A 14,711-nucleotide genomic window follows, 5' to 3' on the forward strand; every position below is an offset into this window, starting at 1 on the left:
ATCAGCTTGCGCCGGCAACCTGATCGAGCAGATTCGCCAGTTCCTGCGTTCTGGCTTTTCTCGAATTGGCCAGCACCTTGTCCATCGCTGCCATCGGCGCTGCACCCTGGCGCGCCATGTCGATGAATCGCCGCAGCGCCGCCATGATGCAGTCTCTCGAATCCAGCCGCGCAATGGTATCGATGCCGGCATTGCGCAGCGTCGCCGCGGTATCGCCCGCCGGATCGGTCAACGCGAGGATCGGGCGCTGCGCCCGCAGGTATTCGTACAGCTTGGCGGGAATCTGGCCGTTGCAGCTGGCCGCCTGCAGGATCAGCAGCCCGTCCGCCGCGAGCATTTCCGACAGCGCCTCCCGGTAGGGGATGGGCGGGAGCAGCGTCACGATATCCGCGATCCCGTGCTGATGCGCCAGTTGCCGCAGAAGCTCCTCGTGATGCGCGGCGCGCAGGACGAGCCTGAAATCGCGCGAAGACACGTCCCCCTGCGCGACAAGCGCGGCCACCGCCTCGAACAAGGGACGCGGGTCGCGCTCGGACGGATAGATGATCCCGCTGTGCAGCAGCACGAACGGTTTTTCCCCTTGCGGCGCATTGGCCGGCAACGCTGCCGCGCCACTGAAATTCTCTTCGTCATAGCCGTTCTCGATCACGCGAAAACGGGATGCCGGCAGATGGGGAAAGCGGGCGCGATAGATGTTCGCCGCACCCGGCGTGGTGAAGACGGCGTGCGAACAGTTGAGAATCGTCCTTCGCTCGACCCATCGGTATGCACCGCGCACGACTGCATCGGCCGGATAGCCCTCATCCGTCATCGGATCCCTGAAATCGGCAACCCACGGGATGCCGCTCAGGCGATGCAGGGCGTGTCCGATCAGATGCGCGGTCGCGATCGGATAGGTGGACCAGATCACATCGGGCCGATGCTCGCGAATCAGACGCAAGCCGGACGGCACCGCCCCCAGCCACCAGGAACTCCAGCGGTCCGGCAGCGCCATCGCGCGCAGATATCGACCGCGAATCGACAGATGTCTGGACGCATCGAGAGCGAATGCCCGATGCACGTGCACGCTGGAAGGAATCTCGACCAGCTGATCGTTGCTCACGCTCGGATACGCAGCCGGCCGCGCGCTCAGAACGACAGGATCCCAGCCGAACTCCGGCAGATAGCGCGAAAACTTCAATGTCCGCTGAATGCCGCTGCTGCCATGCTGAGGCGGATAATGATACGCAATCATGAGAACGCGCTTCACCATGTTTTCATCCAATCGTGTGTCCATGCCGCAACCTGATCCCGCCACTCGCGCCGCGCGAATGTATGGTTCGCAAGCGGCAAGTCATGGCGTTGCACGCGCCGCGACTTCAGCAATCCTTGCCAGTCACGCGAGCCGTCGGCCAGTTCGAGGAACTCCTTGGCAGTCAGATCGTTGCCGCTCAGGATCAGCAGCACCCGTCCATCGAAACGACGGAACCCATCGAGCATGCGCTGCGGCAGCGGAGCATCGCAGGCCGCGCCCATGGTCCCGCGCTGCCGGCCGAACCCTTCACGGACCAGTGCCGAAAACGAGCGCGCCGCTGCAAGCCAGTCGAATCGCCCGCGCAGCACCTTGTCCCACAATGCGCGCTCGAAAAAGCGGCTGCGGTAGTAATGTTTCAGATACGTCTTGGCGATTCCCTGCTCGGTCCTGACCCAGGGATTGAGCAGCACGAGTCCCGTGACGCGGCGATCCTGATGCGCGTAAAACAGCGCAGCCGAGGCCGCATCGCACAGGCCCCAGATCACCACTTCGGCAAGGCCCGGCATCGTTTCGGAAAATTTGTCGATTGCGGTGCGCAAATCATCGCCCACATCCTCGAAGCTGCGCGCATCGCCGCCGCTGTCGCCCATGCCGCGATAATCGAACCGGAAAACCGGAATCCCGCGCGCCGCCAGAAAGCGCGCAAGCAGCGTGAACTGGCGATGGCTTCCCGCCCGGTACTGGGGCCCGCCGACCACGATCAGCACGCCGCGCGACACCGGCTGCCGCGGAAGGCTCAGGATTCCGCAAAGCTGCGCGTCATGGCACGCGAAGCCGACGGCGCTTTCCGCGCAACTCATGCATGCACCGGATGGAAGATTGCCGCCGTGGCGGACAACAGCTCGGGGCACTCGGCAATTTCCGGCGCGGACCAGAACGGCGCGCCCTGCACTGGATGCAGCCGGACGTCAGCGCCTTCGTCGCGCCATGCCGCGATCAACTGCGCACTCGCGTGCGGCAGCGGACGGTTCGCATCGGCCGAAATCTCGAACCAGTGAATCGCACTGCCAATCCCGCTCCATGCCGCGGCATCGAGCGTGTCAATCTCCGCCGCCAGCGCCGGCGCGATGTCATACCCCGCGATTTCCAGCGCCTCGCCGCGCGCCAATGCATCGCGCAGCGCGCGCGTTCCGCCATTCTGTTCCGCACGCCCCGCCAGCATGTCGTCCGCCAGCCGCAAGCGCAAAAACTGCGTCATGAACGACTCGCCGCGCATCACGGGCTGCCACAGCACGATCGAGTCGATCGCATCCCCCCTCGACCGCGCGAAATCCAGCGCCAGCAGCGCGCCCAGACGAAGTCCCCATAAATGGACGGGAGCCGCCACGCGTTCGACCAGCCATTGTCTGGCGGCAGCCAGATCCTCTTTCCATATCTCCCATCGCGCATTGCCGAATTCACCGGCGCTGTCGCCACAACCGAACAGGTCGATCTGCAGCACTGCAAAACCGGTCGCGGCAAAGGCGCGCGCCTGCAGCGCCGCCATTCGCCTGGATTTGTTCATTTCCTCGGCAAAGGGATGGATATAAAGGAATGCACCGCGGCACTCGGTTCCTGTGGGCGGCGCGTGATAGAGGCAAAAACGCGTTCCCCGCACGGTGTCGAGGAAAAACGGTTGCATCGCAGGCAGGCCAGGGCGCTCGCTCATGCGGCGAGCTTGGCATCGACGAAGGCCGCGAGGCTGGCGAGCGTTTCGAAATGCTCGGCACTGATTTCATCGTCATGCACGACGAAGCCGAAATACTCCTCCAGCGCCGTAATCAGATGAATGACCGCCATGGAATCCAGTTCCGGCAGGCTTCCCAGCAGGGCCGAATCCGGGCCGAGGCGGCTGCCGCGATCGCCGAGATTCAAGGTATCGGCGACGATGTTCTTCACTTGTTCGATGGCTGGCATATGTGATACGGGCTGGATTCCGGCCGCTCTCGGGCGGCTGCCCCGCGTTCGGGAATTGGAAAAGCGGTGTGACGGAAATATTGACACAAGGCTAACATGATACTGCATCTTCGTTGCAGCCCGGAACCAGCGGTCGGAATACCTTGAAGCAAGGTACACCTGTACTACGACGGAGTAACCGGAAAATGCCAACGACCGCCCCCCTTTGTCAAGATTCCTTACAAAGACAAAGGCACTTCCCGAATCCCGCCGCCAAGTTGTTGATTTTCAAACATTATTAATTTGGCATTGTTTTTGCTAATCCAGCGCCCGAGCTTGCGAAAGCAGCTTTCCAACGATGGCTAATACAACACTCTTAAGGGATCAATCAATGAAAATTACTTCACTCGTCATGGCATCGATACTTGCCCTGACAACGGCCTCGGCCAGCGCCATGGTCGTGACATCGTCAACCGATGCGACCGCCCTGGCAACCGCGCTTGGCGGCTCTGGCGTCACCATCAGCAATGCGACTTTTTCCTCGCTTGCCAGTTCCACGGCGGCAGGCACATTTACCGGTGCCGCAGATGCCATCGGTTTTGACAAGGGCGTGCTGCTGACCACCGGCACCGTCAATTGCGCACCCGGCCCGAACTCGCAATCCGGCTGCGGAATCGCCGGCGGCGACACCACCTCTCTGAAATTCAAGTTCACCAGCTCGACCGGCAACCTGTTTTTCAAGTACGTTTTCGCGTCCGAAGAATATAACGAGTATGTCAACCAGTTCAACGACATGTTCGAGCTGCGGCTCAACGGGGTGAATATCGCAAAACTGCCGGGTAGCGGCGATGACGTGTCGATCAACAACGTCAACCTGAACAAGAACAGCGCCTATTTCCGCAACAATGCCACAGGCGCATCCATCCCCTCCCTGCATCTGGATACGCAATACGACGGCCTCACAACTGTCTTGACCGCTTTTGCTACCGGACTCAGCGGCACCAATGAGTTCGAGTTCCTGATCAAGGATCAAGGCGATTCGGAATGGGATTCCGGCGTATTCATCCAGGCCGGCACGTTCGCAAGCACCGATGTGCCAGAACCGGGCAGCCTCGCCTTGCTGGGCCTCGGCCTGGCCGGCCTCGTGGCTCGCAGGCGCAAGAAGGCATGACAGGCATGACGCGCGTGCAAAATTGAACCATTCGATGGCGACCTGCGGGTCGCCATTTTTTTATGCGTCAAATACGGTGCCGGATGAAAGGTGACGGGAATACTGCAACAAATGCCGGTATTTAAAAATTTGCTGAATATCAAGAGCCTGCCTGCAACCTTTGCAAGAATTTGCCCTCCAACGCATTGGAAAACAATCCGTGACCGGCAGGGAGGGGACGACACAATGACTGCAAGAAATCATTTACGCCGCAATGGCGTGCGCGAACCGGGGAAACATGCGCTTGCCTGCCCTTCCGGCAGCCTGCCATTCGGACTTGGGCGGCACGCCCGGCAGCAACTGATTGCGGGCCGCACCGGCACGATTGCCGCCGTACTGGCATTCATTGCCTGTTATGCCTACGGCATTGCCACCCATGGCGTCGTGCTTACCGTTGCGTTCGGCTGGCTGCCTGCCGCAATGGCGGCGTGGGCAACTGCCGTCGCGCTCGCTGGCGCCACGGCGGCTGTTTTGCGGTTCGCCACGCACGCATCCAGCCGCATGGCAACTCACCACTCCTGATGCCCCTCGGCGGACCGTCCGGCTCGCGCCGCCAAATGGCGGCACCGCTCTCGATGATATAATCGCCCCCATTTCCCCGCCTCCCGAGAACTGCCGCCGATTCAGCGGCAAGCCGTGGCGCAAGGCGTGAAAAGACAGCTTGAACCGGCCCGGCGGCTCCGCATTCCGCCTTCTCCCCTCCCCCGCGTGGATGCGCGATGGTCCCGATGATCGATTTACGACGAAACGAGGTTTGATATGTGGAGTCGACGTTTCCTGATTCTTCTCTTGTCGGCTGCCGTGACGCTTCCGGCATGGGCTTTCGAGCGCCCGTTTCCGCAGAACGCGCGACGCGGCACGATGACGCCCGCGCCGTATCCGGCAATCGTGCTCGACGGCGCAAAGCGTATCCTTTCACCGGGCGCACGCATCTGGAATCAGGAGAACCTGACCGAAACCCCGGCCTCGCTGCGCGGCAGCGATATGGCCGTGAATTACACCGAGAACGCGCAGGGCGAGATCGACCGCGTCTGGATACTGACGCAGGAAGAAGCGAGCCGTCCGCCCGCCAAATCGAAAGACAATTTGCAGCAATAGCTCCATGAGTTCCATGTCCAGGAAAGTATTTATCAAGACCTTCGGCTGCCAGATGAACGAGTACGACTCGGACAAGATGGCGGATGTGCTCAACGCTTCCGAGGGTCTGGTCAAGGCCGAGACGCCTGAAGAAGCCGATGTCATTTTGCTCAACACCTGTTCCGTGCGCGAGAAGGCGCAGGAAAAGGTGTTCTCCGACCTCGGGCGCCTGCGCGAACTGAAGCAGAAGAATCCCGACCTGGTGATCGGCGTCGGCGGCTGCGTTGCCTCGCAGGAAGGCGAAGCGATCGTCAAGCGCGCGCCCTACGTCGATGTGGTGTTCGGCCCGCAGACCCTGCACCGCCTGCCGGAACTGATCCGGCAGCGCCGCACGACCGGACGGCCGCAAGTCGACATCAGCTTCCCGGAAATCGAGAAATTCGACCACCTGCCGCCGGCCAGGGTCGAGGGCGCATCCGCGTTCGTATCGATCATGGAGGGCTGCAGCAAATATTGCAGCTACTGCGTCGTGCCCTACACACGCGGCGAGGAAGTGTCGCGCCGCTTCGATGACGTGCTGGAGGAAGTGGCGGGTCTGGCGGCGCAAGGCGTGAAGGAAATCACGCTGCTGGGCCAGAACGTCAACGCGTATCGCGGCAAGATGAGCAGTGATTCGGCTGATGGCGAGATTGCCGATTTCGCGCTGCTGATCGAATACGTCGCCGAAGTCCCCGGCATCGAACGCATCCGCTTCGTCACCAGCCACCCGAAGGAATTCACGCAGCGCCTGATCGATACCTATGCCAAGGTGCCGAAGCTGGTCGATCATCTCTACCTGCCCGCGCAACACGGCTCGGACCGCATCCTGATGGCGATGAAACGCGGCTACACAGTGCTGGAGTACAAGTCGGTCATCCGCCGCCTGCGCGAGGTGCGTCCGAACATTGCGGTGTCCAGCGATTTCATCGTCGGCTTCCCCGGCGAAACGGAAGCGGACTTCGATGCCTTGATGAAGCTGATCAACGACATCGGCTACGACACCAGCTTCAGTTTCGTCTTCAGCCCGCGCCCCGGCACGCCGGCCGCCAATCTGGCCGACGACACGCCGTATGAAGTGAAACTGAAGCGTCTGCAGCACCTGCAAGCCACCATCGAAGCGAATGCGCGCAAGATCAGCCAGAGCATGGTCGGCACGGTGCAGCGCATCCTGGTGGAAGGCCCCGCGAAGAAAGGCGACGGCGACTTGCAGGGCCGCACCGAAAACAACCGCGTCGTCAATTTCGCCGGCGGCCCGAATGCGGCACGGCTGATCGGTCAATTGATCGATGTCAGCATCACGCAGGCCTTCCCCTACTCCTTGCGTGGCGAACCCGTCATCAAACAGTGAGTCTCATACAGCGATACCGCGCATACACGTCTTGAACACCAAAACGCCCATTCACCCTCAGCAGTTCATCCCTCAACCGCTCGACAACAAGCGGCTCGCGCACCTGTGCGGGCCGATGGATGAAAACCTCCGCCAGATCTCCGCCGCACTGGACGTCACGATCTTTCGCCGTGGCGAGAAATTCGTCGTATCCGGCAACAACGCGGCGCAGGCCATCGAACTGCTCGAACGGTTTTATGAAGTCGCCGACCGCAACATTGCCGTTGAAGATATCCAGCTGGCTCTGGTCGAACAGCGCGCCGGTGCGCACAAAGACGTCAAGGCGAAGAAGAACGCCGACGAGGAATTCACCGAAGCACCCGTGCTGAAAACGCGCCGCAGCGACCTGCGCGGACGCACGCCGCATCAGAACAAGTACATCAAGTCGATCCTCGAACACGACGTCACGTTCGGCATCGGCCCTGCCGGCACGGGGAAAACCTATCTGGCAGTCGCCTGCGCGGTCGATGCGCTGGAGCGCGATACAATCAAGCGCATCGTGCTGACCCGCCCGGCGGTCGAGGCAGGCGAACGGCTCGGCTTCCTGCCCGGCGATCTAGCGCAGAAGGTCGACCCCTATCTGCGTCCGCTGTATGACGCCTTGTACGACCTGCTCGGCTTCGACCGCACGCAGAAGATGTTCGAGAAACAGGCGATTGAAATCGCGCCGCTGGCCTACATGCGCGGCCGCACCCTCAATCACGCGTTCATCATTCTCGACGAAGCGCAAAACACCACGCCGGAACAGATGAAAATGTTTCTGACACGCATCGGTTTCGGCAGCAAGGCCGTCGTCACCGGGGATGTCACGCAAATCGATTTGCAGCGCACGCAGAGAAGCGGCCTGATCGATGCCGCAAAAATTCTTCACGATGTGCGCGGCATCGCCTTCACGCATTTCACCAGTGCCGACGTGGTGCGGCATCCGCTGGTAGCGCGGATCGTCGATGCCTATGAAGCAGTCACGCCAACGACCAGCGCAACGCTCAGAAATGCCGCCAAAAAATAAGCTCGCTCTTTCCGTCCAGTATCCCGACCCCCGCCTGAAGGAACTGATCCCGCGCACGCAGTTGCGCCGCTGGATACAGGCGGCCCTGTTCGCGCCGGCAGAGTTGACCATTCGCTTCGTCGATGCGGAAGAAGGCCGCACCTTGAACCGCGACTACCGTGAAAAGGATTACGCGACCAACGTGCTGACCTTTGCCTATACGGAAGACGAGGATGCCGAGGTGACGCAGGCAGACATCATCTTGTGTACCGACGTGCTGCAACGCGAAGCTGCCGAACAGAAAAAATCCGTTGATGTCCATGTGGCGCATCTGCTTGTCCATGGCGTGCTGCATGCCCAGGGCTATGACCACGAGGCCGATGACGAAGCCGCAGAAATGGAAGCGCTGGAGATCGAGATCCTTGCGACCCTGGGTTTTGCCAACCCTTACGCGAATGCCTGACCGCATCCTGGATATTTGGCAAACCGTCTTGACAACTTTTGTGGTCCGCCGCTCATTTGTTGTATCCTGTCTTTCGTTAAAACCACTTCCCCACAACGGCTGTACGCCATATGCAAGATCACCCTAGTGGTGCCAAACTCCTTGACACCAAACCGCAGCGGTCACTGTTCGAACGCCTGACCGCACTCATTTCCCCTGAACCAGAAGATCGCGCCGAGCTGCTTCACATCCTGCACGACGCGCATGAACGCCATCTGATCGATGCCGATGCGCTGTCGATGATCGAGGGCGTGTTCCAGGTTTCCGACCTGTCCGCCAGCGACATCATGGTGCCGCGCCCGCAGATGGATGTCATCGACGTCACCCAACCGATCGAGGAGTGGCTGCCGCTCGTCCTGAAGACATCGCACTCCCGCTTCCCTGCAGTGGAAGGCGAACGCGACAAGGTGATCGGCATTCTGCTGGCGAAGGATCTGCTGCGCTACTACGCCGACGAATCCTTCGACGTGCGCGGCATGCTGCGCCCCGCCGTCTTCATTCCAGAATCGAAGCGACTCAACGTCTTGCTGCGCGACTTCCGCGCGACCCGCAACCACATGGCGATCGTGGTCGATGAATACGGCGGCGTGGCCGGACTGCTGACGATCGAAGACGTGCTCGAGCAGATCGTCGGTGACATCGAAGACGAGTACGATTTCGACGATGATGCCGACAACATTCTGCCGATCCGGGACGGCGCGCGCGGTGCACGCTGGCGCGTCAATGCCTTGACCGAGATCGAACAGTTCAACGAAATATTCGGCACGGCATTCTCCGACAAGGACGTCGATACCATCGGCGGATTGATCGCAGATCATCTCGGCCGTGTGCCCGGCAAGGGCGATGTCGTCGAGGTCGACGACCTGCGATTCGAAGTATTGCGCGCCGACGCCCGCCAGGTGCATGTGCTGCTGGTGGAAAAGCTGATCGAAGCGGCCGCTGCGCGCGCGTCCTGAGCACGCGCCGAGCCGGCACCGTGAATGAACAGGCAGCCGGCTGACTGCCTGTCGTGTACGATGTGGCGCACATCCCCACAACAACAAACAAGACGCGTGGATATCCGCTCACTTCCTGCATCTCGATTCGCTCCGCTGCTCGTCCTGCTCCTTGGCGCAGTCAACGTCTTTGCGTTCGCGCCCTTCGGCGTCTGGCCGCTGCAGATCGCCACGCTGGCGCTGGTATTCGGCTTCGTGCTGCGTGCGCCTTCCATCAGGCGCGGCGCGCTGCTCGGATGGGCATACGGTACCGGCTGGTTGATCGCCGGCACCTGGTGGCTGTACATCAGCATGCACCAGTACGGCGGCATGCCCTCGCTGCTGGCGGCGCTTGCGGTCGCCTTGCTGGGTGCCAGTTTGAGCCTGCTCGCCGGGCTTGCAACGGGCATCGGCACATGGCTGCGGCAGCGCTGGCAATTGTCGGATGCCGCATCGCTGCTGCTGGTGCTTCCTGCCTTGTGGGCGCTCGCCGAATGGTCGCGCGGCTGGGTGTTCACCGGCTTTCCGTGGGTGAGCGGCGGTTATGCGCACACCGGCGGGCCGCTCGCGGGCTTTGCTCCGCTGGTGGGCGTGTATGGATTGGCCCTGATCGCCGCATGGATCGCGGGCTGTCTGGCATTGGCGGCGCAAAGGAAATCAGCGATCGCCCTCGCAGTCGTGGCCCTCGCCGCCGGCTATGGACTGAAGACCATCGGCTGGACCGAGATGCATGGCAAGCCGATGTCCGTTCGCCTCCTGCAGGGCAACGTGCCGCAGGAAATGAAGTTCGCGCCCGAACAGATCGAAACCACGCTCGCGCTGTATCACGACATGATCAGCGCCGCACCCGCAGACCTGATCGCCACACCGGAAACCGCGATTCCGCTTTTGTCACGTCAGTTACCGCCGGATTACATCGGACGTTTGGCGAATTTTGTGCAGCAAACGAACAGCCATCTGCTGCTCGGCATTCCGGTCAGCGACGGGCCGACGCGATATGCGAACAGCGTGGTCGGCCTTGCCCCCTCGTCCGCTGCGACGTTTTATCGCTACGACAAGCATCATCTGGTTCCGTTCGGCGAATTCATTCCACCCGGCTTTCGCTGGTTCGTGAATCTGATGAACATCCCGCTCGGCGACTTCACGCGCGGCAAGCTGTTGCAGGTGCCGTTCGCGGTGAACGATCAGCGGGTGCTGCCGAATATTTGCTACGAGGATTTGTTCGGCGAGGAAATCGCGGCACAGTTGGCGGCCAGCCGGCATGCGGACATGCCGGAAGCCACGGTACTGCTGAACATGTCCAATATCGCGTGGTTCGGCGACTCGATCGCCCTGCCGCAGCACTTGCAGATTTCGCAAATGCGCTCGCTGGAAACCGGTCGCCCGATGCTGCGCGCGACCAATACCGGCGCAACCGCCGTCATCAACGCGAGGGGTGAGGTGGTCGCGCAACTGCCCCCCTTCCAACGCAGCACGCTGGCCGCAACCGTGCAAGGCTACAAGGGCCTGACACCCTATGTCAGACTTGGCAACAAGCCGGTGATTGCACTCGCGTTGCTCATGCTGGGCGCAGCCTGGTTGGCACGCCGCAAGAGCGGCGGTAAATCGCAAAAGCCCCCCAAAAACCGCTAGAATCTACTGTTTCAGCGGATTCCCCCACATCAAGGCTCAACCCGGCAATCGCGCCGGGTCGGGAACAAGAACATGCTTACATTTCAACAAGTCATTCTCAAGCTGCAAGAGTATTGGGATGCGCAAGGTTGCGCTCTGCTCCAACCCTATGACATGGAAGTCGGCGCGGGCACCTCGCATACGGCGACCTTTCTGCGCGCAATCGGTCCGGAACCCTGGCGCGCCGCTTACGTGCAGCCATCGCGCCGGCCGAAGGATGGCCGCTACGGCGAGAATCCGAATCGCATGCAGCATTACTACCAGTACCAGGTAGTGCTGAAACCGGCGCCCGAAAACATTCTCGACCTCTATCTCGGCTCGCTCGAAGCGCTCGGACTGAATCTCAAGCAGAACGACGTGCGTTTCGTCGAGGACGACTGGGAAAATCCGACGCTGGGCGCGTGGGGTCTCGGCTGGGAAGTGTGGCTGAACGGCATGGAAGTGACGCAATTCACCTACTTCCAGCAAGTCGGCGGACTCGATTGCAAACCGGTGCTGGGTGAAATCACGTACGGCATCGAGCGGCTCGCGATGTACCTGCAAGGCGTCGAGAACGTGTACGACCTGGTGTGGACCGAATGGCAGGAAAACGGCATCACGAAACGCCTGACCTACGGCGACGTGTTCCATCAGAATGAAGTCGAGCAATCGACCTTCAACTTCGAGCACTCCAACACGGAATTCCTGTTCTCGCTGTTCGGCAACTACGAATCCGAAGCAAAGCGCCTGCTGGAAGTGCCGCTGGCGCTGCCCGCCTACGAAATGATTCTGAAGGCTGCACATACCTTCAACCTGCTGGATGCGCGCGGCGCGATCTCCGTCACCGAGCGCGCGGCGTATATCGGCCGCATCCGCAATCTGTCGCGTGCGGTGGCGCAGGCGTATCACGAATCGCGCGAGAAGCTCGGCTTCCCGATGCTCGGAGATGCGCGCCAGGCGGCATGAAGATGCCGAAGTTCGGCATCGTCGATATCCATCAAGACACTCGATTCCGGCTTTCTCCGGAATGACGATAAAAAGACATGAACCACACACTGCTAGTCGAACTGCTCACCGAAGAACTCCCGCCCAAGGCGCTCGCAAAACTGGGGGATGCCTTTGCCGCCGGCATTCTCAACGGATTGAAATCGCGCGACTTCCTCGAAGCCGATTCGGTTGTGACCTCGTTCGCAACGCCGCGCCGACTCGCGGTCTCCATCAGCAAGGTGCGCGCCACGTCGCCCGACAAGTCGATTCGCGAAAAGGTGCTGCCGGTATCGGTTGCACTGGATGCCGAAGGCCGCGCGACCGCGCCGCTGACGAAGAAGCTTGCCGCACTGGCGCAAGCCATCAAGATCGATGAGATCAAGGTGAGCGAACTGGAACGCGCATCCGACGGCAAGGCGGAGAGCCTCTTTTACACCTACACCGCGCCGGGCACGGCCCTGCATGCCGGCTTGCAGGCCGCGCTGGAAGACACCGCGGGCAAGCTGCCGATTCCCAAGGTAATGAGCTATCAGCGTCCCGACGGGTCGACCGTGCAGTTCGTGCGTCCGGCGCACAAGCTGATCGCGCTGCACGGCAAGGACATCGTGCCGGTCGCCTTGCTCGGTTTGACGGCAGGCCGCACCACGCTCGGCCACCGCTTCCTGTCGCAAGGTGAACTGACTATCGCCGCCGCCGACGACTATGCCGCCGCCCTGGAAGCGCAAGGCAAGGTGATTCCGAGCGTCGCCACGCGCAAGGAAACGATACGCGCCGCGCTGCTGGCCAAGGCGAACGGCGACACGGTGCTGATGCCGGAAGCGCTGCTGGATGAAGTGTCCGCACTGGTCGAGTGGCCCGTCGTGTACGAATGCAAGTTCGAGGATGCCTTCCTGTCCGTGCCGCAGGAATGCCTGATCCTGACCATGCAGACCAACCAGAAATATTTCGCGCTGACCGATGCGCACAGCCGTCTGCGTTCGCGCTTCCTGATCGTGTCGAACCTGGAAACCCCCGATCCGCAACACATCATCGGCGGCAACGAGCGCGTCGTCCGGCCGCGCCTGTCGGACGCCAAGTTCTTTTTCGAACAGGACAAGAAAAAGAAACTCGCGGACCGCCTGCCGGGCCTCGCCAACGTCGTGTACCACAACAAGCTCGGTACCCAGGCGCAGCGCACCGAGCGCGTCAAGACACTGGCCGGCAAGATCGCCAAGGCATTGAACAGCGATGTGGCGCTGGCCGAACGCGGCGCACTGCTGGCCAAGACGGACTTGCTGACCGACATGGTGGGCGAATTTCCCGAGTTGCAAGGCATCATGGGCACGTACTACGCGCGCCATGACGGCGAGCATGAGGAAGTGGCGCTCACCGCCTCCGAACATTACCAGCCGCGCTTTGCCGGCGACGCCTTGCCTTCGACGCAAACCGGCACGGCAGTGGCGCTGGCCGACAAGCTCGAAACGCTGATCGGCATCTGGGGCATCGGCTTGCAGCCGACCGGCGACAGGGATCCTTTCGCATTGCGCCGTCATGCGCTGGGTGTGCTGCGCATGCTGCTCGAAAAGCGCCTGCCCTTGTCGATCAACACTTTGTTGCAGGACACCGTGCTGCTTTTCGCCGGCAACGCCAATTTCAAGGACCCTGCTGCGGAAGTCGCGGTCTTCATGCTTGATCGCTTGCGCGGCCTGCTGCGCGAACGCGGCTATACCCAGAATGAAGTCGAAGCGGTGGTCGCGCAGAACCCGGACCGTCTCGACAACATCATCGAACGCCTGAACGCGGTTCAGGCATTCGCGGCACTGCCGGAAGCGGAATCGCTTGCCGCCGCCAACAAGCGCATCACCAACATTCTGAAGAAGACAGACGGCACCACCGTCGAAGTCAGCAAGAGCCTGCTGAAGGAAGCGGCCGAGGAAGGCCTGTATGCCGCCATCGTGCAGTTGCGTCCGCAGGTCGATGCCGCATTCGCGAAAGGCGACTTCACCAGCACGCTGAAAACACTCGCGCACCTGCGCAACGATGTCGACGCCTTCTTCGACGGCGTGATGGTGATGGCCGACGACGAGCAATTGCGCAACAACCGCATCGCCCTGTTGTCGAGTCTGCACGGGATGATGAATCAGGTGGCGGACATCTCCAAGCTTGCGGCCTGAACTGCGATTGACGATGAAACTGATCATCCTGGACCGCGACGGCGTCATCAACCACGACTCCGATGAATTCATCAAGTCGCCGGCCGAATGGATTCCCATTCCCGGTTCGCTGGAAGCCATCGCCCGCCTCAACCAGGCCGGCTATCGCGTGGTGGTCGCGACCAACCAGTCCGGCATTGCACGCGGATTGTTCGACATGATCACGCTCAACGCGATTCATCAGAAGATGCACGCGGCCGCGCAACTCGTCGGCGCCGACATCGACGCGATCTTCTTCTGCCCGCATTCAGCTGACGACAATTGCGACTGCCGCAAGCCGAAGCCCGGCATGCTGCAGGAAATCTCCAGACGCTTTGAGGTGAACCTGAAAGGCGTGCCGAATGTCGGCGACTCGCTACGCGATTTGCAGGCCGGTTATGCTACCGGCAGCACGCCCTATCTGGTATTGACCGGCAAGGGCGAGAGGACGCGCGCCAAGGGCGGCTTGCCTCCCGGCACGACGATCCATGCCAATCTTGCCGCCGTCGTCGACCATTTGTTGAAGACCCCGACCAAACCATCCATTGCCGTCTGAA

15 protein-coding genes are annotated in these 14,711 nt (G+C 61.3%); 11 read left to right on the forward strand and 4 right to left on the reverse strand.

What is annotated here, in order from left to right; genetic code table 11:
• Window position 1: 1 nt before the first annotated feature.
• The 4 genes from D3870_RS14625 to D3870_RS14640 are packed head-to-tail and all read right to left on the reverse strand — an operon-like array spanning window position 2 to window position 3,190.
• Window positions 2–1,276, reverse strand: a complete 1,275-nt coding sequence (locus D3870_RS14625; RefSeq protein ID WP_242489991.1) for a glycosyltransferase — start codon at window positions 1,274–1,276, stop codon at window positions 2–4.
• Complete coding sequence (locus D3870_RS14630) at window positions 1,246–2,094, reverse strand: hydrolase 1, exosortase A system-associated (RefSeq protein WP_119740192.1); 849 nt, start codon at window positions 2,092–2,094, stop codon at window positions 1,246–1,248. The genes D3870_RS14625 and D3870_RS14630 overlap by 31 nt, the downstream gene beginning before the upstream one ends.
• Window positions 2,091–2,942: a hydrolase 2, exosortase A system-associated gene (locus D3870_RS14635; protein ID WP_119740194.1), complete on the reverse strand. Its 852-nt coding sequence runs from the start codon at window positions 2,940–2,942 to the stop codon at window positions 2,091–2,093. The genes D3870_RS14630 and D3870_RS14635 overlap by 4 nt, the downstream gene beginning before the upstream one ends.
• Window positions 2,939–3,190: an acyl carrier protein gene (locus D3870_RS14640; RefSeq protein WP_119740196.1), complete on the reverse strand. Its 252-nt coding sequence runs from the start codon at window positions 3,188–3,190 to the stop codon at window positions 2,939–2,941. The genes D3870_RS14635 and D3870_RS14640 overlap by 4 nt, the downstream gene beginning before the upstream one ends.
• Window positions 3,191–3,560: 370 nt before the next feature.
• Between D3870_RS14640 and D3870_RS14645 the strand changes: the two genes are divergently transcribed.
• The 11 genes from D3870_RS14645 to gmhB all read left to right on the forward strand — a co-directional run bounded on the left by D3870_RS14645 (window position 3,561) and on the right by gmhB (window position 14,710).
• Window positions 3,561–4,340, forward strand: coding sequence for a choice-of-anchor L family PEP-CTERM protein (locus tag D3870_RS14645; protein WP_199710664.1), 780 nt, complete (start codon window positions 3,561–3,563; stop codon window positions 4,338–4,340).
• Between the two features lie 225 nt (window positions 4,341–4,565).
• Window positions 4,566–4,901: a hypothetical protein gene (locus D3870_RS14650; RefSeq protein ID WP_119740200.1), complete on the forward strand. Its 336-nt coding sequence runs from the start codon at window positions 4,566–4,568 to the stop codon at window positions 4,899–4,901.
• Window positions 4,902–5,138: 237 nt separating this feature from the next.
• Window positions 5,139–5,477, forward strand: a complete 339-nt coding sequence (locus tag D3870_RS14655) for a hypothetical protein (RefSeq protein WP_119740202.1) — start codon at window positions 5,139–5,141, stop codon at window positions 5,475–5,477.
• A 13-nt stretch (window positions 5,478–5,490) separates the two neighbouring features.
• On the forward strand, window positions 5,491–6,843 hold the full coding sequence (gene miaB, locus D3870_RS14660) for a tRNA (N6-isopentenyl adenosine(37)-C2)-methylthiotransferase MiaB (RefSeq protein WP_119740204.1): 1,353 nt from the start codon (window positions 5,491–5,493) through the stop codon (window positions 6,841–6,843).
• A 31-nt stretch (window positions 6,844–6,874) separates the two neighbouring features.
• Window positions 6,875–7,891 (forward strand): PhoH family protein, encoded by a 1,017-nt coding sequence (locus tag D3870_RS14665; protein WP_242489992.1) that lies wholly within the window; start codon window positions 6,875–6,877, stop codon window positions 7,889–7,891.
• A complete protein-coding gene (gene ybeY / locus D3870_RS14670; protein WP_119740207.1) occupies window positions 7,875–8,333 on the forward strand; it encodes an rRNA maturation RNase YbeY in 459 nt (152 codons plus the stop codon). The genes D3870_RS14665 and ybeY overlap by 17 nt, the downstream gene beginning before the upstream one ends.
• Window positions 8,334–8,443: 110 nt before the next feature.
• The gene (locus tag D3870_RS14675) at window positions 8,444–9,328 is read left to right on the forward strand and encodes an HlyC/CorC family transporter (protein ID WP_119740209.1); all 885 of its coding nucleotides are present in this window, start codon (window positions 8,444–8,446) and stop codon (window positions 9,326–9,328) included.
• 60 nt (window positions 9,329–9,388) lie between these two features.
• Window positions 9,389–10,978 carry an apolipoprotein N-acyltransferase gene (lnt, locus tag D3870_RS14680; protein WP_119740211.1) on the forward strand — a complete coding sequence of 530 codons (1,590 nt, stop codon included), beginning with the start codon at window positions 9,389–9,391 and terminating at the stop codon, window positions 10,976–10,978.
• A gap of 72 nt (window positions 10,979–11,050) precedes the next feature.
• Complete coding sequence (gene glyQ, locus D3870_RS14685; RefSeq protein ID WP_119740213.1) at window positions 11,051–11,962, forward strand: glycine--tRNA ligase subunit alpha; 912 nt, start codon at window positions 11,051–11,053, stop codon at window positions 11,960–11,962.
• 77 nt (window positions 11,963–12,039) lie between these two features.
• The gene (gene glyS, locus D3870_RS14690) at window positions 12,040–14,136 is read left to right on the forward strand and encodes a glycine--tRNA ligase subunit beta (RefSeq protein ID WP_119740215.1); all 2,097 of its coding nucleotides are present in this window, start codon (window positions 12,040–12,042) and stop codon (window positions 14,134–14,136) included.
• Between the two features lie 13 nt (window positions 14,137–14,149).
• The gene (gene gmhB / locus D3870_RS14695) at window positions 14,150–14,710 is read left to right on the forward strand and encodes a D-glycero-beta-D-manno-heptose 1,7-bisphosphate 7-phosphatase (protein ID WP_119742173.1); all 561 of its coding nucleotides are present in this window, start codon (window positions 14,150–14,152) and stop codon (window positions 14,708–14,710) included.
• The last annotated feature ends 1 nt before the right edge of the window (window position 14,711 follow it).

It is taken from the genome of Noviherbaspirillum cavernae, from assembly GCF_003590875.1.
Taxonomy (GTDB): Bacteria; Pseudomonadota; Gammaproteobacteria; order Burkholderiales; family Burkholderiaceae_D; genus Noviherbaspirillum; species Noviherbaspirillum cavernae.

Excerpts from the sequence above, each read along its gene's own strand:
- ybeY (WP_119740207.1), top strand. The coding sequence starts at position 7,875 with ATGCCGCCAAAAAATAAGCTCGCTCTTTCCGTCCAGTATCCCGACCCC.
- D3870_RS14645 (WP_199710664.1), top strand. The coding sequence starts at position 3,561 with ATGAAAATTACTTCACTCGTCATGGCATCGATACTTGCCCTGACAACG.
- lnt (WP_119740211.1), top strand. The coding sequence starts at position 9,389 with ATGTGGCGCACATCCCCACAACAACAAACAAGACGCGTGGATATCCGC.
- D3870_RS14630 (WP_119740192.1), bottom strand. The coding sequence starts at position 2,094 with ATGAGTTGCGCGGAAAGCGCCGTCGGCTTCGCGTGCCATGACGCGCAG.
- gmhB (WP_119742173.1), top strand. The coding sequence starts at position 14,150 with ATGAAACTGATCATCCTGGACCGCGACGGCGTCATCAACCACGACTCC.
- D3870_RS14655 (WP_119740202.1), top strand. The coding sequence starts at position 5,139 with ATGTGGAGTCGACGTTTCCTGATTCTTCTCTTGTCGGCTGCCGTGACG.
- glyS (WP_119740215.1), top strand. The coding sequence starts at position 12,040 with ATGAACCACACACTGCTAGTCGAACTGCTCACCGAAGAACTCCCGCCC.
- D3870_RS14625 (WP_242489991.1), bottom strand. The coding sequence starts at position 1,276 with ATGGACACACGATTGGATGAAAACATGGTGAAGCGCGTTCTCATGATT.
- D3870_RS14675 (WP_119740209.1), top strand. The coding sequence starts at position 8,444 with ATGCAAGATCACCCTAGTGGTGCCAAACTCCTTGACACCAAACCGCAG.
- miaB (WP_119740204.1), top strand. The coding sequence starts at position 5,491 with ATGTCCAGGAAAGTATTTATCAAGACCTTCGGCTGCCAGATGAACGAG.
- D3870_RS14650 (WP_119740200.1), top strand. The coding sequence starts at position 4,566 with ATGACTGCAAGAAATCATTTACGCCGCAATGGCGTGCGCGAACCGGGG.
- glyQ (WP_119740213.1), top strand. The coding sequence starts at position 11,051 with ATGCTTACATTTCAACAAGTCATTCTCAAGCTGCAAGAGTATTGGGAT.
- D3870_RS14640 (WP_119740196.1), bottom strand. The coding sequence starts at position 3,190 with ATGCCAGCCATCGAACAAGTGAAGAACATCGTCGCCGATACCTTGAAT.
- D3870_RS14635 (WP_119740194.1), bottom strand. The coding sequence starts at position 2,942 with ATGAGCGAGCGCCCTGGCCTGCCTGCGATGCAACCGTTTTTCCTCGAC.